Genomic DNA, 21,658 nt, shown 5'->3' with positions numbered 1-21,658 from the left:
ATGGACGCAGACTTCCCCGCCGCGCCCGGACGGCGCGGAGACGGTGCGGAAAGGGCATCGTCGGCCATCGACGCGCGACCCGAGCGTCGCAGTGATCTCACACCCCGAATTCATCGGTCCGCCGGGATCACCAGTCAACTACCGGATCGAGAAGGAGAGCAATTCGATGCGCAGGTCCACACGGGCGCGCCGGTCATCCGGTAACGCGCGGAGCAAGCGGGTGCTGGCAGTGGTCGGCACGCTCGCGGTCTTCGGCGGCATCGTGGCCGTCACCCAGATCTCGTCCGCCCAGGACCGGCGGACGACCACGCGCGCCGCCTCGGCGTCCTGTGTGCCCGCCAGCCCGGGGGCGACCGCCCCGGACGGCCAGGGCAGCAGCACCCGTACCTGGCAGAACGGCCGCTGGGTCCGTAACCACTGGGGCGACGGCCAGATGTCGCCGGCCGAGTGCCAGCAGACGACCGCGGGTGGCGCCGGCGCCGGCACTCCGACCGTGACCTGCCCGGACGTCCGGGGTCGGCTGCCGCAGGTGCCCGGCCGGGCCCGTGCCGAGGTGGATCGAGAACTGGCGGCGCTGACGTCCCAGATCGCTGAGGCGAACCGGCGGCTCGCGGCGGAGGGCCGCAACGGGGGCGAGTTCATCAACAACGCGATCCTGGGTCCGCTCGCGGACAAGCGGACCGCGGCGCTGAACCGGATCGCCACCGCCATCGGCCGGTTCGGCCAGCGCCCGCAGGGGCTGGACCAGTTCGCCCGGTGCGCGTTGACCGACGTCCCCGGCAACGGTGGGGGTCAGAACGGCGGGGGTCAGAACGGCGGCAACAACAACGGCGGTCAGAACGGGGGCCAGAACGGCGGGAACAACGGCGGCGGGAACAACAACGGCGGCGGCCAGAACAACGGTGGCGGCAACGGGCTGAACGTGCTCGCCAAGGACTGCTCCGGCAGCCAGCTGCAGGGGCACGACGGCTTCCAGAACGGCAACCGGTGCGTCAGCACCGCGTTCGGTGAGGTGGGCGCCGCGGCGAACAACCCGTCGCTGCTGATCACGCAGTTCCCGAACCAGGTGCGGCGCAACCAGCCGTTCACGCTCCGGGTGACCACCAAGAACCTGGTGCGGGACCGCTTCCTCGCGGCCGGGCAGGGCGGCTACTACCTGGAGAGCTCGCTGCTCAACGGTCAGGGCCTGGTGCGCGGCCACTTCCACACCGCCTGCCGGATGCTCGGCAGCACCCGGCAGCCCCCGAACCCGCAGGACGTGCCGGCGTTCTTCGTCGCCACCGAGGACGGCCGCGGCGGCAACCAGCCGGACGACGTGCTGATCCAGATCCCGGGCCTGGCGCAGTCGGGCGTGGCGCAGTGCGCGGTCTGGGCCGGTGACGGCTCGCACCGCATCCCGATGATGGAGCGGGCGAACCAGACTCCCGCCATCGACGTGGTGCGCATCCGGGTCAACTGAGGACACGCGACGGCCGCGGCCGCCCGGGAACCGTCCGGGTGGCCGCGGCCGTGTCGTGTCCGCGTGGTGGGTACGCGAGGCGGGTCCGGCAGGGGAGCGTGGGAATCGTTCCGGGAAGAAGTTTCGTGCCGTCGGACTCCAGCCCGATGAAAGTCACCGACAACACAAAAGGCCGGCCGGGCGCTGCGATTTCTCAGCGTGACCCTGGGATACCCGACGGTGAGTGTTTAGCGCTCAGCGGTTCTTGTACGCCTCGACGACCGACACCGGGATGCGCCCGCGCTCGGAAATCTCGTACCCGTTCTTGGCTGCCCATTCGCGGATGGCGCGGTTCTGCTCGCGGTCCATTCCCGAGGTGCTCGGCCGGCCCGCGCGCCGGGTGGCGCGGGCGACCTCGGTGGCGCCGCGGCCGATCCGCCTGCCAGCGCTGATGTACGGGTCCAGCGCCTTGCGCAGAACGCCCGCGTTCTCGTCGGACACGTCGATCGTGTACGCCACGCCGTCCAGGCTGAACTCGACGGTCCGATCGGCCTTTCCGCCGTCGAGGTCGTCGGTCAGAACGGTGATTACTTTCCTTGCCATCGCCATTACTCCCTGTGTCGGGCGGGGTGTGCTAAGAGTCTGACTTACCTCACGGTAATTTCGCAACAATACCCGCCTCTTTGCATTCGGCGGGTCGTGCCAGGTAAGCGTCGCGGCCAATAGAGGACCGGTGCGCGAACAGGCGTCGGGAAGGCCGGACAGTGGCGTGGGTCACAACCCGGAACAAGGGGCACCTTTTGTTACTTGAGCCAGACACGCTCAACCAACGTGATGGCAGGTGTCCGATGGCAACTCTTCCGGTACTTCCCCTGACCGACACCGTCCTGCTGCCCGGGATGGTCATCCCGGTCACCCTCGACCCGACCACCCAGGCCGCCGTCGACGCGGCCCGCGCCACCGGCGACAAGGAACTCCTGGCCGTGCCCCGCCTCGACGGCGAGTACGGCTCCGTCGGCGTGGTCGCCACGATCGAGAAGGTGGGCCGGCTGCCCAGCGGCGAGCCGGCCGCCGTGATCCGCGGTCTCGTCCGGGCCCGTATCGGCTCCGGCGTGCCCGGTCCCGGCGCCGCGCTCTGGGTCGAGGCCGCGACGCTCGACGAACCCGCCCCGGCGGGCCGCGCCCGGGAACTCGCCCGCGAGTACCGCGCGCTCATGACCTCGGTGCTCCAGCAGCGCGGCGCCTGGCAGGTGATCGACGCGATGGAGCGGATGACGGACCTGTCCGAGCTGGCCGACTCGGCCGGCTACGCGCCCTGGCTCAGCCTGGCGCAGAAGACCGAGCTGCTCGCCGCGCCGGACGTCACCGCCCGGCTGGAGCTGCTGGTCGGCTGGGTGAAGGAGCACCTGGCCGAGCAGGAGGTCACCGAGCAGATCAACAGCGACGTGCGCGAAGGGCTGGAGAAGTCCCAGCGCGAGTTCCTGCTCCGCCAGCAGCTCGCCGCGATCCGCAAGGAACTCGGCGAGGACGAGCCCGACGGCTCCGCCGACTACCGCTCCCGGGTGGAGTCCGCCGACCTGCCGGAGAAGGTACGCGAGGCGGCGCTGCGCGAGGTCGGCAAGCTGGAACGGGCCAGTGACGCCTCACCCGAGGCGGGCTGGATCCGTACCTGGCTGGACACCGTGCTGGAGATGCCGTGGAGCACGCGTACCGCTGACAACACGGACCTGGCCGCGGCGCGGGCCGTGCTCGACGCCGACCACGCCGGCCTGGCCGACGTGAAGGACCGCATCCTGGAGTACCTCGCGGTGCGCAACCGGCGCGCGGAGCGCAACCTCGGCGTGGTCGGCGGACGCGGCTCCGGCGCGGTGCTGGCCCTGGCCGGCCCGCCCGGTGTCGGCAAGACCAGCCTCGGCGAGTCGGTCGCCCGGGCGCTGGGCCGCAACTTCGTCCGCGTCTCCCTCGGCGGTGTCCGGGACGAGGCGGAGATCCGCGGCCACCGGCGCACCTACGTCGGCGCGCTGCCCGGCCGGATCGTGCGGGCGCTGCGCGAGGCCGGCTCGATGAACCCGGTCGTGCTGCTCGACGAGGTCGACAAGCTGGCCGCCGGCTACTCCGGCGACCCGGCGGCGGCTCTGCTGGAGGTGCTCGACCCGGCGCAGAACCACACGTTCCGCGACCACTACCTGGAGGTCGACCTCGACCTGTCCGACGTGCTGTTCCTCGCCACCGCCAACGTGGTGGAGGCGATCCCCGGCCCGCTGCTGGACCGGATGGAGCTGGTCGCGCTGGACGGCTACACCGAGGACGAGAAGGTGGCCATCGCCCGCGACCACCTGCTGCCCCGGCAGCGGGAGCGGGCCGGGCTGACCGGCGAGGAGGTGAGCGTCGCCGACGACGCGCTGGCGCTGATCGCGGGCGAGTACACCCGGGAGGCCGGTGTCCGGCAGCTCGAACGGGCCCTGGCGAAGATCCTGCGCAAGGTGGCCGTCGCGCTCGCCACGGACGCCGCGCCGGTACACGTGGACGCCGGGAACCTGGCCCGCTACCTGGGCCGGCCGAAGTTCACCCCGGAGTCGGCCGAGCGGACCGCCGTGCCCGGCGTGGCGACCGGCCTGGCCGTCACCGGCGCCGGTGGCGACGTGCTGTTCATCGAGGCCACCACCATGGAGGGCGAGCCCGGGCTGACGCTCACCGGGCAGCTCGGCGACGTGATGAAGGAGTCCGCGCACATCGCGTGGTCGTACCTGCGGTCGAACGGGCGGCGCTACGGGCTGGACCCGAACGCGCTGGCCGGGCGGCGGATCCACCTGCACGTCCCGGCGGGCGCGGTACCGAAGGACGGCCCGAGCGCCGGCATCACCATGGTGACCGCGCTGGCCTCACTGGTGACCGGGCGTCCGGTGCGGCCCGAGTTCGGGATGACCGGCGAGGTGACGCTCTCCGGCCGGGTGCTGCCGATCGGCGGGGTGAAGCAGAAGCTGCTCGCCGCGCACCGGGCCGGTCTCACCGAGGTGATCATCCCGAAGCGCAACGAGCCGGACCTGGACGACCTGCCGGCGCAGGTGCGGGAGGCGCTGACCGTGCACACCCTGTCCGACGTGGCGGACGTGCTCGCGCTGGCGCTGCGCCCAGCCGAACTCGACACGCAGGCGCTGGACGGCCCGGCGCTCGCCGCGGCCTGACGGCCGTCGCCCCGGCCACCGCACGCACGGTGGCCGGGGCGACGCCGTGTCCGCCCGCGCTCAGCGCCGGTCGCGCCGCTCGTAACCCCGGTCGCGGCGCTCACCGGAACCGTCGCCGTCCCGGTCCCGGCGTACGGTCGCCTTACGGCCCTTGATCGTGGTGCCCCGCAGCCCTGAGATGATCTCGTCGGCCACCGCCTGCGGCACCTCGACCAGCGAGAACCGGTCGGCGATCTCGATCGAGCCGATGTCCCGGCCACTGATCCGGGTCTCCCCGGTGATCGCGCCGACCAGGTCCTGCGGCCGTACCCCGGCGCGTCGGCCCAGCCCGATGAAGACCTGGGTGGTCCCCCCGGTACGCGGACGGCCCGGGCCCCGGCGCTCGCCCCGCCCACCGGTCTCCGGGCGGCCCTCGCGCGGGCCCCGGACCGGAACCTGCGGGATCTCCTCCTCGTCGTCCGAGCCGGGCGACGTCGCCTCGTGCGCCAGCTTCACCGCCGCCAGCGCCACCTCGACCAGGTCGAACTCGTCGGTCAGCGACTCGACGATCACCCGGTACGGGTCGAGGTCGTCCTCCAGCAGGCTCTCCCGCAGCGCGCCCTGGGTCAGCTCCAGCCGCCGGGTCCGCATGTCCGCCACCGTGGGGATCTTGTCGATGGTGATCCGCTGGCCGGTGACCCGCTCGATGGTCTTGAGCATCCGGTGCTCGCGCGGCTCGGCGAGCGTGATCGCCACACCCTCCCGCCCGGCCCGGCCCACCCGGCCGATCCGGTGCACGTACGACTCCGGCGCCGACGGGACGTCGTAGTTGACCACGTGGGTGAGCTGCTCGACGTCCAGCCCCCGGGCGGCCACGTCGGTGGCGACCAGCAGGTCCGCCGTGCCGGCGCGCAGCCGGCCCATCACCCGGTCCCGCTGCTCCTGGCTCATCCCGCCGTGCAGCGCCTCGGCCCGGTAGCCCCGGCCGTTCATCGTCTCGGTGAGCCGGTCGACCTCCTCGCGGCTGCGGCAGAACACGATCGCCGCGGTCGGCGACTCCACGTCCAGCACCCGGCCCAGCGCGGCCGGCTTGTGCCCCCGGGCCACGATGTACGCGCTCTGCCGCACCCGGGGCGCCTCCCCGGCGACCGGCCGCTCCCGCTCGATCTGGATCCGGACCGGATCGGTCAGGTGCTGCCGGGCCAGCCCGTCGATGCGGGCCGGCATGGTGGCCGAGAACAGCACCGTCTGCCGGCCGGCCGGCGCGTGCTCCAGGATCGCCTCGATGTCCTCGGCGAAGCCCATGTCGAGCATCTCGTCCGCCTCGTCCAGCACCACCGTGGCCAGCGCGCCCAGCCGCAGCGTGCCCCGGGCGATGTGGTCCAGGGCCCGGCCCGGCGTCGCGACCACCACGTCCACCCCGTGGTCGAGCGCGCGCAGCTGCCGGCCGATCGGCTGCCCGCCGTAGATCGGCAGCACCCGGGCGCCCAGGTCCTTGCCGTAGCGGTGGAACGCCTCGGAGACCTGCACGGCCAGCTCACGGGTGGGCACCAGCACCAGCGACACCGGGTCGCCGTCCGGCCGTCCCACCGGCATCCGCTGCAGCAGCGGCAGCGCGAACGCGGCGGTCTTGCCCGTACCGGTCGCCGCCTGTCCCAGCAGATCCTGCCCGGCCAGCAGCGGGGGGATCGCCTCCCGCTGGATCGGGGTGGGTTCCTCGTAGCCGAGCGCGGCCAGCGCGCCCAGCAACTCGGTGCGCAGCCCGAGATCCGCGAAGGCGGTGGCGTCCTCGGCGTCGGCGGGAATGGCGGGGTCGGTCGGGGTCGGTGCGGCGGTCATGCGACAAGTTTTTCATCACCGCCGCGCGGCGGTCGCGGCGACCGGGCCAAACGTTCGCCGCGCCACCTGCGTGCTGTCCCCTCCGGGTGGTCCGGCGCGGCCCCGTGCCCTCGCCGGATCACCGGGACAGGACGGCCAGCAACGTGGTGAAACCGACCGCGACGTCGAACACCGCGCACCACAGCGCGTACCCGCGCGGCACCACCGCGCCGGTGCGGTGGTACCAGGCGTCCCAGGCGGCGTGGACGAGCCAGCCCACCCCGACGAGCACCCCGGCGACGTCGGCGGAGGCGACCATCGCCACGACCGCCAGGCCGCCCCACCCGGCCGCCCCGGCGAGCTGCGCGGCCAGCGCGCGCCGGTCGCCCCACTGCCGCCGCCAGGTGCCGATCAGCAGGTAGCCGGCCGGCAGGACCAGCAGCGTCCACGGCGCGAAGACGGTCGGCGCGAACCACATGTCCACGGTCATGAGCAGCGCCAGCCCGGCCGGCCACCCGCGCGCCACGGCTGCCGCGACCGGGTGTCGGCGGGGCGGCGCCGCGGACGTGTGCCGGTGCCGCAGCGCCACCAGCAGCATCGCCGGCACCATCAGCAGGTGGCCGCCGAGCAGCAGCGCGTCGTCCCCGGCCCACCCCGCCCACCAGAGCGGGAGCAGCAGCAGAAACGGCACGTACATGGCCGCCGACATCTCCGCGGTGGCGGCCCGCCCGTACCCCCGGTGCCACATCCACGCGGCCATGCCCGCCGCCATGTTCGTCGCCATCACCAGCGCGCCCACGTCCGGCCGCGCCAGCACCGCCGCGCCGCCCAGCACGCCCGCGCCCACCCGCCACAGCGGCCCGAGCAGCACCATCCCGGCCAGCATCGCCACCACCATCGCGGCCAGGTGCCGCGTCCGCGCCCACCCGGCCCACCGCCGGGGTACGACCACAGTCATCTCCGTCATGCCCCGACCCTGCCGCCGCCGGGCGCACCGGAGAAGGCGCGTCAGTCATCGGGAAACCGTGCGGATCGCACGGCCCGGCCGTGACGTTTCTCAGGAGTGGGCGGACCGGTGCACGCCCTAGGATCAGCGGGCATGAGCGTCGATCCGGCGGACCACCGGCTGCGCCGGGCCCGGCGGGTCACGCTGCTGTCGCTGGCCACGAACGTGTGGACGACGGTGCTGCTGCCAGCGGTCGGACTGGCCCGCGAACCCGACCCGGTACGCGTCGCGCTCGGCGCCGCCGGGCTGCTCGTGTTCGCCGCCGCCCAGGTCGCGGTGCTGCACGCCGCCGTCACGCCGTGGCTGCCCGTGCCGGCGCGCCGCCGCCGGCACGCCGCGCTGACCGTGGCGGCGCTGCTCAGCCTGCCGCTGCTCGGCCCGGTCGCGGCCGGCTCCTGGCCCACCTGGGCGTGGCTCGGCGCGTCGCTGGTCGGCATGACGCCGCTGCTGTTCCGGCCCGTCGTGGCGGCGGTGGCGGCGGCCGGCGTCCTCGCGGCGTCCGCGGCCGTCACCTGGTGGACCGATGGCCCGCTGACCACGGCGCTGCTGGTCACCGGCCTGGTGGGGGCCGGGACAGCCGCGCTCACCTGGGTCCAGGTCTGGTTCTGGGACCTGCTGGTCGAGGCCCGGCAGGGGCAGGCCGCCCAGGCCCGGCTGGCCGCCGCCGAGGAACGGCTGCGCTTCGCCCGGGACGTGCACGACCTGCTCGGCCACGACCTGACGGTGATCGCGCTGAAGGCCGAGCTGGCCGAGCGGCTGGCGCCGACCGACCCGGACCGGGCCGCCCGGGAGGCGGCGCAGGCGCGGCGGCTCGCCGCAACGGCGCTGACCCGGGTACGCGCGGCGGTGCACGGCTACCGCGCCGTCGACCTGGCCGAGCAGGCCGCCGCGGTGGGGGAGGTGCTGCGCTCCAGCGGCGTACGCACGACTGTGGTCCCGCCGTCCGGCGACGTGCCCGGTCCGGTCGCCGCCGACCTGGCCGCGGTGCTGCGTGAGGCCGGAACCAACGTGCTGCGGCACAGCCGGGCCGGCTGGTGCCGGATCGAGATCACCCGGGAGGACACGGCGGTGACGCTGACCGTACGCAACGACGGCGTGCGTGACGGCGACGGCCCGGACCGGCTCAGCGGCGGCCTGCGCGGCCTGTCCGACCGGCTCGCCCCGGTCGGCGGCCGGGTCCGGGCGGACGCCGCCGACGGCGTGTTCAGCCTGGTCGCGACCGTGCCGGTGGCGCGATGATCCGGGTGCTGCTGGCCGACGACGAGGAGCTGATCCGGCTCGCCCTCGCCGCGCTGCTCGACCTGGAGCCGGACATCGAGGTGGTGGCGCACGCGGGCGACGGGCGCGCGGCCCTGGACGCGGCGCTGGCTCACCGCCCGGACGTCGCCGTGCTCGACCTGGAGATGCCGGCGCCCGGCGGGGTGGAGGTCGCCGCCGAGCTGACCCGGGCGCTGCCCGGCTGCGCCCCGGTGATCCTCACCGGACACGGCCGCCCCGCCCAGCTCCGGCCGGCGCTGGCCGCCGGAGTGCGCGGCTTCCTCGCCAAGGGCGCTCCCGGCGGCGCGCTGGCCGACGTGATCCGCCGCGTGCACTCCGGCGCCCGGTACGTCGATCCGGCGCTCGCGGCCGACGCGCTCACCCTGCCCGAGTGCCCGTTGACACCACGCGAGCTGGAGACGCTGCGGCTGGCTGAGCTGGGCACCCCGGTCGCGGTGATCGCCCGGCGTACCCACCTGGCCGCCGGGACGGTCCGCAACCACCTGAGCGCCTGCGTGCAGAAGCTCGGCGCCGCGAACCGGGCCGAAGCGGTACGGCTCGCCCGCGAGGCCGGCTGGCTCTGAGGTACGGGACGTCGTGGCACGCTGCCGGCGGCTAGCCTGATCACGTGCGGACGGTCGAACTGCTCTGCTCATCCGAACTGGAAGCGGCGGTTCGCGCTGCCTGGGACCGGCTCGCCGCCGCCGGGCTGCCCAGCCTGGCCCGCAACACGCACCCGACGAACCGGCCGCACCTGACGCTCGCCTCCGTCGAGGAGTTCCCGCCCGGCGCCGAGCAGCGACTGGCCGACCTCTGTGACGCGGCGCTGCCGCTGCCGGTGCGGCTGGGCCGGGTGGCGGTGCTCGACGGCAGCGCGCCACTGGTGTGGCTGGTCCGCCCGACACCGCAGCTCGTCGCGCTGCACGGCGCGGTCTGGGACGTGCTAGCCGAGGCGTCCGGCGGGCACTCGTGGCACCAGCCCGGCCGGTGGGTGCCGCACCTGAGCCTGGCGCTGCGGTTCGGCGCGGCGGACCGGCGGCGCGCCCGGGCGGTCGCCGGGGCGCACCCGCCGGCCGGGGCGTTCGTGGCGGCGCGCAGCTACGACGGCGACACCCGCACGATCAGCGAGCTGACCACCGCCTGCCCACGTTCCGGCGGCTGACCGAGAGGTCATACCCGGCGCTGGTGGGCGTCGGTTCCGCTGACCGGGACCCCCGGCGTGGGCAGATCCGGGTACTCTTCGCCCCATGATCGACAGTGTTCGATTGGCGGTCGTCGGTGTGGGCAACAACACGTCGGCGTTGGTGCAGGGCATCGCCTTCTACCGCAACACCGGCAGCCTGGTAGGGCTCCACCGGCCAGAGATCGCGGGACTGGGCGTCAGCGACATCGACGTCGTCGCCGCTTTCGCCATGTCCGACCGAAAGGTGGGCAAGGATCTCCACGAGGCGATATTCATGCCGCCCAACAACTTCCCGCGCCTCGACACCGAACTTCCGCCCGCCGGCGTGACGGTGCGGCGTGGCCTGGTGGACTCGACGGAAGTCGAACGGGTGGCGCACGCGCTGGAAGGGGCGGAGGTGCTGCTCTACTCCGCTCCGAGCGGCCGGCCGGACACGGCTCGGGCTTACGCCGAGGCGGCTCTGACAGCGGGAGTCGCGTTCGTGAACACCACGTCGGATCCGGTGGCCAGGCACGAGTCACTACTGGCACGTTTCGAGGAAGCCCGTGTGCCGTTGCTCGGCGACGACCTGGCCAGCCAGTTCGGCACCTCCGTGCTGCACCACGCACTACTGCGGCTGATCGAGGAGCGCGGCCTCACCCTGGGCAGTTCCTACCAGGTCAATCTGGGCGGGACCGAAGACTTCCGCAACCTGGTCGAGAACCCGAACACCAAGAAGCAGTCCAAGCTGAACGCCCTGGGGTCGTCCGGCAAGGTCCAGATGGCGCCCCTCGCGTACATGCCGCACCTGCGATCCCACAAGATCGCCCACCTCAACATCGAAGCGCAGGGCTGGGCCGAGACGGCGGTGAGTGTGGAGGTGCGCCTGCAGGTGCATGACCCGAGTGGTGCTGCCGGCGTCAACATCGACCTGATTCGTCTGGCGGCCATCGCCCTGCGGTCGGGTCGTGGCGGCTACCCGGCCGAAGCGGCATCCCTCCTGAAGTCCCCACCCGGAACCGCGATCTGACCCCAACCCCCGGACCGTTCGGCGCGGCCCGAACCGTGCCCGTGTCAGCATGGGCCGATGACCACCGGTGCCGACGGACGCGGACTCGCCGGGTTCGCCGCGCTGCTCGCCGACCCCACCCGGGCCGGCTTCTGCCTGGCCCTGCTCGACGGCCGCGCCTGGACCGCCGGGGAGCTGGCCCGCGCCGCCGGGGTGGCCGCGTCCACCGCGAGCGGCCACCTCACCCGGCTGGTGGCGGGCGGTCTGGTGGTCGAGGAGCGGCAGGGCCGCCACCGGTACGTCCGCCTCGCCGACCCGGGCGTCGCCCAGCTCGTCGAGGACCTGGCCGCGCGGGCGCCCGCACCGGCGGCCCCGCCCCGCACGTTGCGCGCCGCGTCGGCCGGTGCCGCCCTGGCGTACGCGCGCACCTGCTACGACCACCTGGCCGGGCGGCTCGGCGTGCTGCTGCACGACGCCCTGCTCGACCGTGGCGTGCTCGACCGCACCGGCGGCCTCGCGCTGACCGAGGCCGGCATGAGCTGGCTGGACCGTCTCGGCGTACCCGTCGAACCACTGCGCGGCACCCGGCGGCCGCTCGTCCGCGACTGCCTGGACTGGACCGAACGGCGCCCGCACCTGGCCGGCGCGGTCGGGGCGGCGCTGTGCGGGCGCTTCCTCGACCTCGGCTGGACCGCGCGCGGCAATGGCCGGGCGGTACGGGTCACCCCGGCGGGGCGGGACGCGCTGGCCGAGGCGCTCGGGCTCGACCCGGTGCTGCTGGCCGCGCCCGCCACCCGCGACACCGGCCCGGCGCGCGCCTGACCCGCCCGTGCCCCGCGGCACCGGTCCCGCCCGCGACTGACCGCCGGGTGTGCCCGGCCGGATCGTTCGGTCCGGGCCGAACTGTCGGCGCCCTACGGTCGGGTGATGGATTCACCGACGATCACGGCTGCTCCGGGCACGCCGCCCTGCGGGCCGCCGACCTCGGACGACGGCGGCTGGGTGGTCACCCGGTACGCGGACGTCGTCTCCGTCCTGACCGATCCCCGCTGCGTGGTTCCGCCCGCCGAGGAGGCGCCGGAGGGTGGCCTGGCATGGCTGCGCGCCTCGGTGAGCCGGTTCAGCCCGCCGGACCGGCATGCCGCGCGGCGAGCCGTCGGGGTGGCGGCGCTCGACACGCTCGACCCACGGGAACTGCGCGTGATCGCGGAACGGCTGACCGGGCGGATCCTCGACCGCGCCGCGAGCGCGGACAACGGCGGCGACCGGGTGGACGTGACCGGTGACCTGGCTCGGCGCGTACCCCTTGTGGTGCTGGCGGAGCGGCTCGGGCTGGCCGACCCGGCGGCGGCCGTAGCGGAGGTGACGGCGGTGGCCGCCGCCTACCACCCGGGCGCCGGCCCGGCGGCGGTGCGGCGGGCGGACCGGGCGGTGGCGGCGCTGCTGGCCATGTCGCCGCCCGCTCCGGCCGAGGTGACAGCGAACCGGCTCGGGCTGCTGGTGCAGGCCGCCGACGCCACCGCCGGGCTGATCGTGGCCGCCGTCCGGCACGGGCTCGACGCGCCGGACGGGCTCGAGACCGACGCGCTGCTCGCCGAGGTGCTGCGCCTCGACCCGCCGGTACGGGTCACCCGCCGGGTCGCCGCCGACCCGCTGACCCTGGACGGCCAGCCGGTGCGCGTGGGGGAGCGGCTGCTGCTGCGGTTCGACGCCGCCAACCGCGACCCGGCGGTCTTTCCGGAGCCGGACCGTTTCCGCGCCGGCCGGGCGAACGCCGCGCTGACGTTCGGCGCCGGCCCCCGCGGCTGCCCCGGGCAGCGGCACGCGCTCGCCCTGGCCGCCGGCGTGGTCGGCGTGCTGCGCCGCCGCTGCCGTCCCGCCGGCCCTACCCCTGACGTCCCGCCGACCCCACTCGAGGTGATCCTCCGATGACCGACCGGTACCGCGCATTCCGTGACCTGCACCGGCCCGGCGAACCGCTGCTCCTGCCGAACGCCTGGGACCACGCCTCCGCCGCGGCGCTCGCCGCCAGGGGCCATCAGGCGATCGGCACCACCAGCCTGGGCGTGGCGGCGGCCGCCGGCCGACCGGACGCCGTCAGGGCGACCCGCGCCGAGACGCTGGAGCTGGCGTACCGGCTGCGGGACCTGCCGACGCTGCTCACGGTGGACGTCGAGGACGGCTTCCACGACGACCCGGCGGAGGTCGCCGGGTTCGTGGGCGAGCTGGCCGCGCTCGGTGTGGTCGGCGTGAACCTGGAGGACGGGCGCCCGGACGGGCGACTGGCCCCGGCGGACCACGTCACCGCCGTGATCGGGGCGGTCCGCGCGGCGGTGCCGCGGATGGTCGTCAACGCCCGCACCGACGCCTGGTGGCTGGGCGTGCCGGCGCCGCTGGACGAGGCACGGCGGCGGGCGGCGGCGTTCCGGGCCGCCGGGGCCGACTGCCTGTTCGTGCCGGGCGCACCGGACGACCTGGTCGGCCTGCTCGCCGCCGAGGTGGGGTTGCCGCTGAACGTGCTGTACCAGCCGGGCGGCCCGGACCTCGCAGCCCTCGGGCGGCTCGGCGTGGCCCGGGTCAGCACCGGATCGCTGCTGTTCCGGGCCGCGCTCGGTGCCGCGCTGCACCTGACCGACGCGATCGGCGCCGGGCGCGACGCGGGCCTGCCGGCGCCGCCCGGATACGAGGAGGTGCAGGCCCTGGTGTCGCCGTCCGCCACCTGATCGGGCACTTCGGAGGAGATGGGAGGAATCGCGCCTTCTCCGGTCTTTACGGTGTGCGCAGGCCCAATCACGCCGTGTCCCGACCGAGAGGGGACGGAGACCATGCGAGTGCCCAGCCGCAGCCCCGGTCGCCAGCCCGGTCCCGCCGCCGCACCCACCGCTCCCGCCCGCCGGGTGCCCGCAGCCGGCCGGCGCGGCGACGCCGTCCCGGACCTGTCCGCGTACCGGGCGGCGGTGGCGGACCTCCTGGTCGAGGTGGGCGCGCTCGCCGACGCGCCGTCGGCCACCGCCCGCCAGGTGCTGCTCGACCAGCGGCTGCGCGAACCCGCCATCGCCGCCGTCCTCGACGCCACCCCCCAGGGGCTGATCGGGGCCCGGGAGACGCTGCTGCTGGAGATGGCCCGCTACCAGCCAAACGCGCGCAGCTCGGCGCAGGACCTCACCGCGCTGGTGCGGATCTACCTGCTCTCCCGCGTCGACGTGCTCTGGTGGCGGGACGCCCCGACGTTCCTCACCGACGACCAGGTCCGCACCAGCGCCGAACTCGTCGACCTGGAGTGGCTGCGCCGGCGCGGGCTGATCGAGTTCCGCTATCAGGAGCAGCCCGCCACGGTCGTGGGCCGGGGCCTGCGCGCGGCGCGCCGCCGGTTGCTTCCGGCCGCCACCCCGCGTACCGCCGGGCTGCTGTTCCGCCGGGCCCGCCGCGAGATGATCGCGTTCCTCAACGACCTGGCCCGGGAGTTCGCGGCCGTCGCGCCGGACCGCACGCCGCCGCTCTGGGTGACCAGCCTGGCCCGCAGCGCCGAGCACCAGTACCGGCTGCGCCGCCTGGGGTACGCCGCGATGGTGCCCAGCGGACACTGCCTCGGCTGGGCCGCCGATGTCGAGCTGGAATGGTACGAGCGCTTCGGCGCCCGTTCGGCCCTCGCCGGGTTGCTCCTGGCCCGCCAGGACGCCGGCGAGGTGAACGTGGTCGACGAGGGACAGGCCTGGCACGTGTGTCTCGCCCCGGACGCCCGCCGCCGCTACCGGCGGGCGTACGAGGCCGAGATGGGGGTGTGACCCGGTGTGCGGCATCGCGCTGAGCATCGGCCCCGAGGCCGACCCGGCCACGTTCCGCCGGATGCTCACCGCGCTCGCGTCGCGCGGTGAGGTCACCGAGACCCGCCAGGAGAACGGCCTCCTGGCCGGCGTACGGCGGCTGAAGATCGTGGACCGGGAACGGTCCGTCCAGCCGTGGATGTCGCCGGACGAGCGGCACCTGCTCTGCTACAACGGCGAGATCTTCAACCACCACGAGCTGCGCGTCGAGCTGACCCGGCTCGGGCACGAGTTCCGCACCACCGGCGACACCGAGGTCGTGCTGACCGCGTTCCGCCAGTGGGGCGAGAACGCGGTACGCCGGCTGCGTGGGGAGTACGCGTTCGTGATCGTCGAGCGGGACAGCGGGCGGGCGTACCTGGCCCGGGACCCGCTCGGGGTCAAGCCGCTGTACTGGTCCCGCCTGCCCGGCTGCCTGCACCTCGCCTCCGAGGTCAAGGCGCTCGTCGGGCACGGCGCGCCGATCGGCGAGGTGGCGCCCGGGCACCACGGCTGGGTCGAGCCCGGCGAACCGGTCCGGCCGCGCCCGCACGTCGACCTGCTCACCCTCGGCGACGGCCTGCCGGTGATCGACGACCCGGACGAGGCGGCCCTGCTGGTCCGCGTCGCGCTCACCGACGCGATGCGGGCCCGGCTGGACACCGACCTCACCGTCGGCGTGGTGCTCTCCGGCGGCCTGGACAGCTCGCTGGCGCTGCTGCACGCCCGCGAACTGCACCCGGACTGCGTGGCGGTCACCATCGGCGTGCCGGAGAGCCCCGACGTCGCGTACGCCCGGCGGCTCGCCGCCGACCTCGGCGTGCCGCACGAGGTGATCGAGCTGCGCCCCCGCGACATCCGGCTGGCCGACGTACGTGAGGCGATCCGGGTCTCCGAGCTGACCGAGTACGGCGACATCATCAACGCTGTCGTCTCGGTGCCGATCTTCCGGCGGCTGCGCGAGCTGGGCGTACGGGTGGTGCTCACCGGCGACGGCTCCGACGAGCTGTTCGGCGGCTATCCGATGTACCACCAGGTCGGGCCGGAGCGGTCCCGCCGGCTGTTCCTGCACAAGATCCGCAACCTGTGCCGGACCGAGCTGCAACGGGTGGACCGGGCCAGCATGGCGCACGGGGTGGAGGCCCGGGTGCCGTTCCTCGACCTCAGCGTCGTCGAGCTGGCCATGCGGCTGCCGCTGGACCTCAAGCTGCGCGACGGGCAGGAGAAGTGGATCGTCCGGCAGGCCTTCGCCGACCTGCTGCCCGGCTACGTCCGGCAGCGGCCGAAGAACCCGATGTCGTACTCGTCGGGACTGCACGAGCGGGCCCGCCTCTACAAGCCGCTGTTCGCCCGGCTGCACCGCTCCTTCGGCTACGACCTGCTGGAACCGGTCCGCCGTGACTTCGACAGCGTGCTCACCCGCTGCGGCAACGACCTCGACCGGGCCATCGCCGAGGGCATGGCCCGGCCCGACTACACCGTGCTGGAACACGCCCGGGACCTGGTCGGCGCGGCCCGGTGGAACGCCGCGCCGATGGTCCGGCGGCTGGTCAACCCGCGCCGCACCCGAGGCGACGAGGCGCCCCTGCCCGGGTGAGCCCGCGTGGCCCCGGTAGGAGGCCGCCGGGTCAGCGCCGCAGGTCCACGTCGGCGGCCACGCCGGAGACCGGGTCCATGCAGTGCACCGTCGGGCCCGGACGCAGCCGGGCGTTCGAGGCGTACCGCCGGGCCAGCTCCCGCCCGGCGGCGGCGTCGCCGCGGTCGGCGGCCACCAGCAGCGCGGCGACCCCGTCGACGAGCGTGAGGTCGGCGCCGGTCAGGTCCTCGGTCATCGCCCCGAAACCGTCCCAGAGCAGCACCTCGTCCTTGTGCCGGTGGGCCAGCTCCAGCAGCACGTAGTCGTGGATGAACCAGTCGCCCCGGATCGGCAGCGACGGGTCCACGCCGTAGGTGTCCGGGTCGACCCGGCCCGCCCGGTACGCCAGCCACACCCGGGCCGCCGACTCGAAGTGCCCGGCCTCCGGGTCGATGTCGTAGCCGTCGAACGGCCGGTCGCCGGCCGGGTCCAGCTCGGGGTCGGACCAGACCCAGCGCTCGCCGTTCCACCACTCGGCCAGCACGTGGTCGTGGTGCCAGCCGGGCACGAAGTAGCTCGCGAACCCGACCCGGCTGCGGGCCGGGACGCCGTGCTGGCGCAGCGCCGCGACGGTGAGCAGCGTGTGGTCCCGGCAGCAGCCGGCGACCCGCTCGGCGGCCGGGCGCTCGGCGGCCAGCGGCAGCGGGAACCGCGACTGGTCGGCGTCGAGGATGCGGTCCAGCCAGCGCAGATTCACCTCGGCCCGGCGGACGTCCGGGAGCTCCACCCCGCCGGCCCGGTAGTGGATGATCACGTTGCGGGCGGTCGCCGCGACGGTGGGCAGGTCAGCCGGCACGGCGTCGAGCAGCGCCGCGTGGTGGCGGGGATCGCTGTACGGGGAGTGGGTCCGGTAGTCGTCGACGTCCATCCGGCCATTGTCGGCGCGGGACGCGGCCGGCGGGTGCCCGCTCGGCGCGCAATCTCGCGGCGCCCGAATGCCAGGTCCGATCACCGCCAGCGCCGCGGTCCGGGCCGCGCCAGGCTGGGACCGTGACGACCACCCGTACCGCGTTCCGGATCCGCCCGCTGCCCGCGGGGACGCTCGCCGAGCTGCGCCGCACCGGCCGCGACGCCACCGGGCAGCCGCCCGAGCACCTGCACGCCACCGGGGGCGAGCCGCTGCGCTGCTGCCTGCGCGACGCCCGGCCAGACGAGACGCTGCTGCTGTTCGGGTACGCCCCGCCGCTGCCGCCGAGCCCGTACCGCGAGGTGGGACCGGTGTTCGCGCACGCCGCCGAATGCGCCGGCCCGCACGACGTGACGGCGTACCCGTCCCAGTGGCGCGGACGGGAGCAGGTGCTGCGCGCGTACGACAGCCGGGGTCGCATCGTGGGCGGACGGCGACACGACGGCGGCGACCCGGAGGCGGTGGTCGCGGAGCTGTTCGCCGACCCGGCGGTGGACCTGCTGCACAGCCGCAACGTCGTGTACGGCTGCTGGATGTTCGCTGTCGTGCGGAGTTGACCGGGTCCCGGATGGACATCGGCGGACGCCTCTTCTAGCGTCGCTGTCATGCGGAGGACCCTCATCGCCGGCGGGCTCGCGTTGCTCCTGCTCGGCACGGCCTGCGGGGAGAGCCGCCGGTCCGACCCGCCGGCCGCGGCCGGCTCGCCCACCGCCTCCCGGCAGGACCCGGGCCAGGTCGAACGGACGCTGGCCAGCCTCCGCAAGATCGACGACCTGCCGATGTACGAGATGACGTACGACGGCGACTACGACCCGACCGCCGGGCTGGCCGGGTCGACGCCGCCGAGCCCGTTCGGCTGCTCGCTGTTCGCCGCGCTCGGCGACCGGGAGCGGCCGGTGTTCGCCCGCAACTTCGACTGGGAGCCGAACCCCGCGCTGGTGCTGCGCACCGACCCGCCGGACGGGTACGCCTCGATCTCGCTGGTCGACATCTCCTACCTGGGGGTGGCCGCCGACCCGACGGGGGACCGGCGGCTGCTGGACGCGCCGCTGCTGCCGTTCGACGGCATGAACGAGCGGGGTCTCGCGGTCGGGCTGGCCGCCGACGACGGGGCGCGCGCCGAGCCGGTGCCGGGACTGCCGAAGGTGGGCTCGGTGCGCATCCTGCGCCTGGTGCTCGACTCGGCCGCGACCGTGGACGAGGCGGTCGCCGTGTTCAAGCGCTACAACCTGGACTTCGACGGCGGGCCGCCGCTGCACTACCTGCTGGCCGACGCGACCGGCACGTCGGCGGTGGTGGAGTTCGTCGACGGGAAGATGACAGTGGACCGGCGCAGCGGCCCGTGGCAGGCCCTGACGAACGTGCCGGCCGTCGGTGTGCCGGACCGGGAACTGCGCCAGGACCGCAGGTACGGGGTGCTGGCGAAGGAACTGGACCGTGCCGGTGGGGTGGTCGACGCGGCCGGGGCGCTGCGGCTGCTGAACGCGGTACGCCAGTCGCACACCCGCTGGTCGGTCACGTACGGGCTGCGCAGCGGCGAGGTGCGGGTGGTCACGGCCGGTGGCGGCACCCGTGACTACCGCCTGCCGATGAGCTGATCCGGGCCGGGTGGACCGCTCCGGCCGAGGTCGTCGGCGCTGATCACGAGGCAGCCCAGCAGGTCGGCGAGCACGGTCCGCTGCACCGGCGTCAGGGTGTTCACGAAGACGGCGGCGTCGACGCCGGCCTCCCGGCACGCCTCGGCGATCTCGCGGAGCCTGCCGTGCGTCAGCAGCGTCCGGCGGGAGAACGGCTGGGACATCCGGGTGGCTCCGCCGGGACGCGCGTGCCACCGGTCGGAGACGCCTCGGCGTTGCACGAACCGGCCCACCACCCGGGCGCCGCGTTGCTCGGCCACGGCGGCGAGCCGGTCGAGGCGGGCCTCGTAGTCCTTGTCCTTGGCCGGGAAGAGCCCGACGAGCACGACGTCGGCGCCGTCGAGCGGGTCGCTCACGTACCTCTTCACGCGGACAGGATCGCCCGCGGCGGCCGGTGCGGCCAGGGGTTTCCGGGCTGTCTCAACGCACCGGGCCCGGCGGCCCCCGCGAGGGGAGCGCCGGGCCCGGGACGGGTCAGCGGGTCACCAGCTCAGGTAGCCCGCCTGGGTCTGCACGTTCAGCTCGGGAACCAGCAGGAACTGCGCCAGCCAGGTACGCGGGTCACGCAGCTCCAGCACGTCCAGTCCCTTCTGGATGTCGCTGGAGTAGATGTGGCCGTTGTACCAGTACGCCGACCAGGACCCGCCGGTACGCAGCTGCGTGGCGTCCAGCGGACCGCGCTCCCAGTAGGCGATCTCGGTCGGCTTGCGGGAGTTGGTGAAGTCCCACACCGAGATGCCGCCCTGGTACCACGCCTGCACCATGATGTCGCGGCCGGGCACCGGGATCAGCGAGCCGTTGTGAGCCACGCAGTTCTCGGTGTCGGCGTTGACGCGCGGGATCTTGTAGTAGCTGCGGAATTCCAGCTTGCGGGCGTTGCCGCGGCCGGTGATGTCGTAGATGGCGTCCGCGCCACGGTTCGGGCCGACCACCTCGTTGCAGGTGGCCGCGCCGCCGCCGCCCAGCTCGTCGGTGAAGACGACCTTGGTGCCGGAGTTGTTGAACGTGGCCGAGTGCCAGAACGCGAAGTTCTCGGCGTCGGTCACCCGCTCGATCACCCGGGGCGCCTCACGGTCCTTGATGTCCAGCAGGATGCCGTCACCCATGCACGCGCCGGCGGCCAGGTCCTTCGCCGGGTACGCGGTGATGTCGTGGCAGCCGGTGGTGGCCGACGACTGACCGGGGATGCCCGGGTAGCCGCCGTCCGGGAACAGGTTCGGCGTGGCCACCACGGAGGCGGTGGTGGGGCTCTTCACCGGCACCTTGACGATGGAGATGGAGTCGTGCGGCGGCTGGCAGTCCGGGAAATCGGCGCGCGGGCTGTACGACGAGACGTACAGGTAGACGTTGCGCTTGTCCTTGCCGGGCACGAGCGTGTGGGTGTGCGAGCCGCATGCCGTCTCGACCGACTTGATGTAGCGCGGGTTGCGCTTGTCGCGGATGTCGAAGATCTTGATGCCCTCCCAGGACTCCTTCACCGACGCCGGCTGGCTGGTGCTGGCGCAGGAGTCGTCGCTGCGGGAGGAGTCGGTGGACAGGAAGAGCAGGTCGCCGTGGACCGAGATGTCGTTCTGCGAGCCGGGGCAGAGCACCTGCGACACGATCGTCGGGCGGCTCGGCCGGAGGATGTCGTAGATGACGAACCCGTCGTAGTTGCCGACGAACGCGTACCGCCCCTGGAAGGCGATGTCGGTGCCGAGGGCTGCGGTGGTGTCGAACGGCGCCTGCTTCGGCAGGTTGGCCACCTGCCGCAGGTTGGGGCTGCTGGAGATCTCGTCGACACCGGGGACGGCGCTGTCCACGGTGGCCGGCGCGGCCTGGGCGCGGGGGATCTCCTGGGCGCTGCTCGGCGGCGCGGCGACCACGCCGGCGAGCAGCAGGCCGGCGGCGGCGAGGCTGATGATGCGGGTGCGGGACGTGCGGATGCTGATCACCGGCAACACCCTTCGAAAGGGGATGATGATTCGCCAAACCTTACCTATCGGAGACCGTCATCAATGTGACCTGGGTCACACTAGGGAACTTTTATCTATGTATAGGATCGCCTTCACCTTGACCGGAGGAGGCGTCGTATGACCAGCCGGCAGGCGCGCGTGTGGGTGGGCGTCACAGCGCTCGTCATGCTCGTGGTGATCGGCGGGCTGGCGCTCGCCGGGCGCGACGACACCCGGCCCGAGGCCGCGGCGGGCAACGCCGCGACGGGCGCGCCGAGCCCGAGCGCCACCACCTCGGCGCCGCCGCTGCTGGTCCCCGGCCGCCCGGGGGAGTCGGCCGCCACCCGTGCGCCCGATCAGGTGCGGGCAGCGTCGACGCCCCGGTTCAACAGCCTCGACGTCTGGTACGTCCGGATGATGATCCCGCACCACGAGCAGGCGCTGGAGATGGCGACGCTCGCCCCCGACCGGGCCGCCGACCCCCGCATCCGCGCCGTGGCCGAGCGGATCCGCGCCGCCCAGGGGCCGGAGGTCGGCCTGCTGCGTGCCTGGCTCAGCACCCGCGACCTGCCCGCCGACGTGCCGGGGCACGACCACGGCAGCATGCGCGGGATGCAGTCCGCCGAGGCGATGCGGCAGCTCGCCGACGCAAGGGGCGCGGCGTTCGACCGGATGTTCGTGCAGATGATGACCGATCACCACCAGGGCGCGATCGTGATGTCCACCGACCTGCTGAAGGTCGGCGCCGACCAGTCCATGCAGGAGTTCGCCACCGGCGTGGCCGTCGAGCAGTCCGCCGAGATCACCCGCATGCGAGCCCTCCTGCTCTCCTGACCCCCGCACCCCGCCGATCCTCGCGGTGATCATGAGGTTGGCGGCGACAAATC

The 21,658-nt window shown here is 74.2% G+C and carries 20 protein-coding genes; 14 read left to right on the top strand and 6 right to left on the bottom strand.

The genetic code is table 11. The annotated features are described in order from the left end of the window. Positions 1 to 166: 166 nt before the first annotated feature. The gene (locus HA073_RS06495; protein ID WP_069088576.1) at positions 167 to 1,459 is read left to right on the top strand and encodes a hypothetical protein; all 1,293 of its coding nucleotides are present in this window, start codon (positions 167 to 169) and stop codon (positions 1,457 to 1,459) included. Between the two features lie 234 nt (positions 1,460 to 1,693). Here HA073_RS06495 and HA073_RS06490 read toward each other — a convergent pair whose 3' ends face one another. After that, entirely contained in the window at positions 1,694 to 2,041 is a 348-nt protein-coding gene (locus HA073_RS06490; protein ID WP_043330078.1) for an Lsr2 family protein, read from the bottom strand. A 245-nt stretch (positions 2,042 to 2,286) separates the two neighbouring features. Between HA073_RS06490 and lon the strand changes: the two genes are divergently transcribed. Beyond that, positions 2,287 to 4,623, top strand: coding sequence for an endopeptidase La (lon, locus tag HA073_RS06485; protein ID WP_113972817.1), 2,337 nt, complete (start codon positions 2,287 to 2,289; stop codon positions 4,621 to 4,623). 60 nt (positions 4,624 to 4,683) lie between these two features. Here the strand turns inward: lon and HA073_RS06480 are convergent, their stop codons facing one another. Both HA073_RS06480 and HA073_RS06475 read right to left on the bottom strand, forming a co-directional pair. Beyond that, on the bottom strand, positions 4,684 to 6,441 hold the full coding sequence (locus HA073_RS06480) for a DEAD/DEAH box helicase (RefSeq protein WP_043323686.1): 1,758 nt from the start codon (positions 6,439 to 6,441) through the stop codon (positions 4,684 to 4,686). Between the two features lie 118 nt (positions 6,442 to 6,559). Then, positions 6,560 to 7,387, bottom strand: a complete 828-nt coding sequence (locus HA073_RS06475; protein WP_166455896.1) for a hypothetical protein — start codon at positions 7,385 to 7,387, stop codon at positions 6,560 to 6,562. 132 nt (positions 7,388 to 7,519) lie between these two features. On the opposite strand from HA073_RS06475, the gene HA073_RS06470 reads away from it, so the two are divergent. The 9 genes from HA073_RS06470 to HA073_RS06430 all read left to right on the top strand — a co-directional run bounded on the left by HA073_RS06470 (position 7,520) and on the right by HA073_RS06430 (position 16,254). Continuing rightward, a complete protein-coding gene (locus HA073_RS06470; protein ID WP_166455895.1) occupies positions 7,520 to 8,665 on the top strand; it encodes a sensor histidine kinase in 1,146 nt (381 codons plus the stop codon). After that, positions 8,662 to 9,267 (top strand): response regulator transcription factor, encoded by a 606-nt coding sequence (locus HA073_RS06465; RefSeq protein ID WP_064445796.1) that lies wholly within the window; start codon positions 8,662 to 8,664, stop codon positions 9,265 to 9,267. Before HA073_RS06470 ends, HA073_RS06465 begins: the two co-directional genes overlap by 4 nt. A 44-nt stretch (positions 9,268 to 9,311) precedes the next feature. Next, positions 9,312 to 9,845, top strand: coding sequence for a 2'-5' RNA ligase family protein (locus tag HA073_RS06460; RefSeq protein ID WP_166455894.1), 534 nt, complete (start codon positions 9,312 to 9,314; stop codon positions 9,843 to 9,845). Between the two features lie 85 nt (positions 9,846 to 9,930). Then, a complete protein-coding gene (locus HA073_RS06455) occupies positions 9,931 to 10,875 on the top strand; it encodes an inositol-3-phosphate synthase (RefSeq protein ID WP_043323695.1) in 945 nt (314 codons plus the stop codon). Positions 10,876 to 10,932: 57 nt separating this feature from the next. After that, positions 10,933 to 11,676 (top strand): helix-turn-helix transcriptional regulator, encoded by a 744-nt coding sequence (locus HA073_RS06450; protein WP_064445798.1) that lies wholly within the window; start codon positions 10,933 to 10,935, stop codon positions 11,674 to 11,676. Between the two features lie 105 nt (positions 11,677 to 11,781). Then, entirely contained in the window at positions 11,782 to 12,786 is a 1,005-nt protein-coding gene (locus HA073_RS06445) for a cytochrome P450 (protein WP_240925574.1), read from the top strand. Further along, positions 12,783 to 13,577, top strand: coding sequence for an isocitrate lyase/phosphoenolpyruvate mutase family protein (locus HA073_RS06440; RefSeq protein ID WP_140946515.1), 795 nt, complete (start codon positions 12,783 to 12,785; stop codon positions 13,575 to 13,577). Before HA073_RS06445 ends, HA073_RS06440 begins: the two co-directional genes overlap by 4 nt. A 102-nt stretch (positions 13,578 to 13,679) precedes the next feature. After that, positions 13,680 to 14,639, top strand: a complete 960-nt coding sequence (locus HA073_RS06435) for a hypothetical protein (protein WP_043323699.1) — start codon at positions 13,680 to 13,682, stop codon at positions 14,637 to 14,639. 4 nt (positions 14,640 to 14,643) lie between these two features. After that, complete coding sequence (locus HA073_RS06430; protein ID WP_166455893.1) at positions 14,644 to 16,254, top strand: asparagine synthase-related protein; 1,611 nt, start codon at positions 14,644 to 14,646, stop codon at positions 16,252 to 16,254. Positions 16,255 to 16,285: 31 nt separating this feature from the next. On the opposite strand, the gene HA073_RS06425 is transcribed toward HA073_RS06430, so the two are convergent. Further along, complete coding sequence (locus HA073_RS06425; protein WP_166455892.1) at positions 16,286 to 17,161, bottom strand: transglutaminase domain-containing protein; 876 nt, start codon at positions 17,159 to 17,161, stop codon at positions 16,286 to 16,288. Between the two features lie 122 nt (positions 17,162 to 17,283). Between HA073_RS06425 and HA073_RS06420 the strand changes: the two genes are divergently transcribed. Together HA073_RS06420 and HA073_RS06415 are read left to right on the top strand one after the other, a co-directional pair. Next, positions 17,284 to 17,757, top strand: a complete 474-nt coding sequence (locus HA073_RS06420; protein ID WP_166455891.1) for a DUF1203 domain-containing protein — start codon at positions 17,284 to 17,286, stop codon at positions 17,755 to 17,757. A gap of 48 nt (positions 17,758 to 17,805) precedes the next feature. After that, entirely contained in the window at positions 17,806 to 18,798 is a 993-nt protein-coding gene (locus HA073_RS06415) for a carcinine hydrolase/isopenicillin-N N-acyltransferase family protein (RefSeq protein WP_069088584.1), read from the top strand. On the opposite strand, the gene HA073_RS31100 is transcribed toward HA073_RS06415, so the two are convergent. Both HA073_RS31100 and HA073_RS06405 read right to left on the bottom strand, forming a co-directional pair. Further along, positions 18,777 to 19,205, bottom strand: a complete 429-nt coding sequence (locus HA073_RS31100; protein ID WP_198033267.1) for a hypothetical protein — start codon at positions 19,203 to 19,205, stop codon at positions 18,777 to 18,779. The two genes, HA073_RS06415 and HA073_RS31100, sit on opposite strands and share 22 nt — an antisense overlap. 114 nt (positions 19,206 to 19,319) lie before the next feature. Next, positions 19,320 to 20,762, bottom strand: coding sequence for an LVIVD repeat-containing protein (locus HA073_RS06405; protein ID WP_375336228.1), 1,443 nt, complete (start codon positions 20,760 to 20,762; stop codon positions 19,320 to 19,322). Between the two features lie 147 nt (positions 20,763 to 20,909). Between HA073_RS06405 and HA073_RS06400 the strand changes: the two genes are divergently transcribed. Then, entirely contained in the window at positions 20,910 to 21,605 is a 696-nt protein-coding gene (locus tag HA073_RS06400) for a DUF305 domain-containing protein (protein ID WP_166455890.1), read from the top strand. Positions 21,606 to 21,658: the final 53 nt, after the last annotated feature.

The organism is Micromonospora sp. CMU55-4, from assembly GCF_011602315.1.
Lineage (GTDB): Bacteria > Actinomycetota > Actinomycetes > Mycobacteriales > Micromonosporaceae > Micromonospora > Micromonospora chalcea.
Note: the sequence above shows the minus strand (reverse complement) of the source record. Positions and strands in the feature narration are given on the sequence as shown.

Excerpts from the sequence above, each read along its gene's own strand:
- HA073_RS06495 (WP_069088576.1), top strand. The coding sequence starts at position 167 with ATGCGCAGGTCCACACGGGCGCGCCGGTCATCCGGTAACGCGCGGAGC.
- HA073_RS06490 (WP_043330078.1), bottom strand. The coding sequence starts at position 2,041 with ATGGCAAGGAAAGTAATCACCGTTCTGACCGACGACCTCGACGGCGGA.
- lon (WP_113972817.1), top strand. The coding sequence starts at position 2,287 with ATGGCAACTCTTCCGGTACTTCCCCTGACCGACACCGTCCTGCTGCCC.
- HA073_RS06480 (WP_043323686.1), bottom strand. The coding sequence starts at position 6,441 with ATGACCGCCGCACCGACCCCGACCGACCCCGCCATTCCCGCCGACGCC.
- HA073_RS06475 (WP_166455896.1), bottom strand. The coding sequence starts at position 7,387 with ATGACGGAGATGACTGTGGTCGTACCCCGGCGGTGGGCCGGGTGGGCG.
- HA073_RS06470 (WP_166455895.1), top strand. The coding sequence starts at position 7,520 with ATGAGCGTCGATCCGGCGGACCACCGGCTGCGCCGGGCCCGGCGGGTC.
- HA073_RS06465 (WP_064445796.1), top strand. The coding sequence starts at position 8,662 with ATGATCCGGGTGCTGCTGGCCGACGACGAGGAGCTGATCCGGCTCGCC.
- HA073_RS06455 (WP_043323695.1), top strand. The coding sequence starts at position 9,931 with ATGATCGACAGTGTTCGATTGGCGGTCGTCGGTGTGGGCAACAACACG.
- HA073_RS06450 (WP_064445798.1), top strand. The coding sequence starts at position 10,933 with ATGACCACCGGTGCCGACGGACGCGGACTCGCCGGGTTCGCCGCGCTG.
- HA073_RS06445 (WP_240925574.1), top strand. The coding sequence starts at position 11,782 with ATGGATTCACCGACGATCACGGCTGCTCCGGGCACGCCGCCCTGCGGG.
- HA073_RS06440 (WP_140946515.1), top strand. The coding sequence starts at position 12,783 with ATGACCGACCGGTACCGCGCATTCCGTGACCTGCACCGGCCCGGCGAA.
- HA073_RS06435 (WP_043323699.1), top strand. The coding sequence starts at position 13,680 with ATGCGAGTGCCCAGCCGCAGCCCCGGTCGCCAGCCCGGTCCCGCCGCC.
- HA073_RS06425 (WP_166455892.1), bottom strand. The coding sequence starts at position 17,161 with ATGGACGTCGACGACTACCGGACCCACTCCCCGTACAGCGATCCCCGC.
- HA073_RS06415 (WP_069088584.1), top strand. The coding sequence starts at position 17,806 with ATGCGGAGGACCCTCATCGCCGGCGGGCTCGCGTTGCTCCTGCTCGGC.
- HA073_RS06400 (WP_166455890.1), top strand. The coding sequence starts at position 20,910 with ATGACCAGCCGGCAGGCGCGCGTGTGGGTGGGCGTCACAGCGCTCGTC.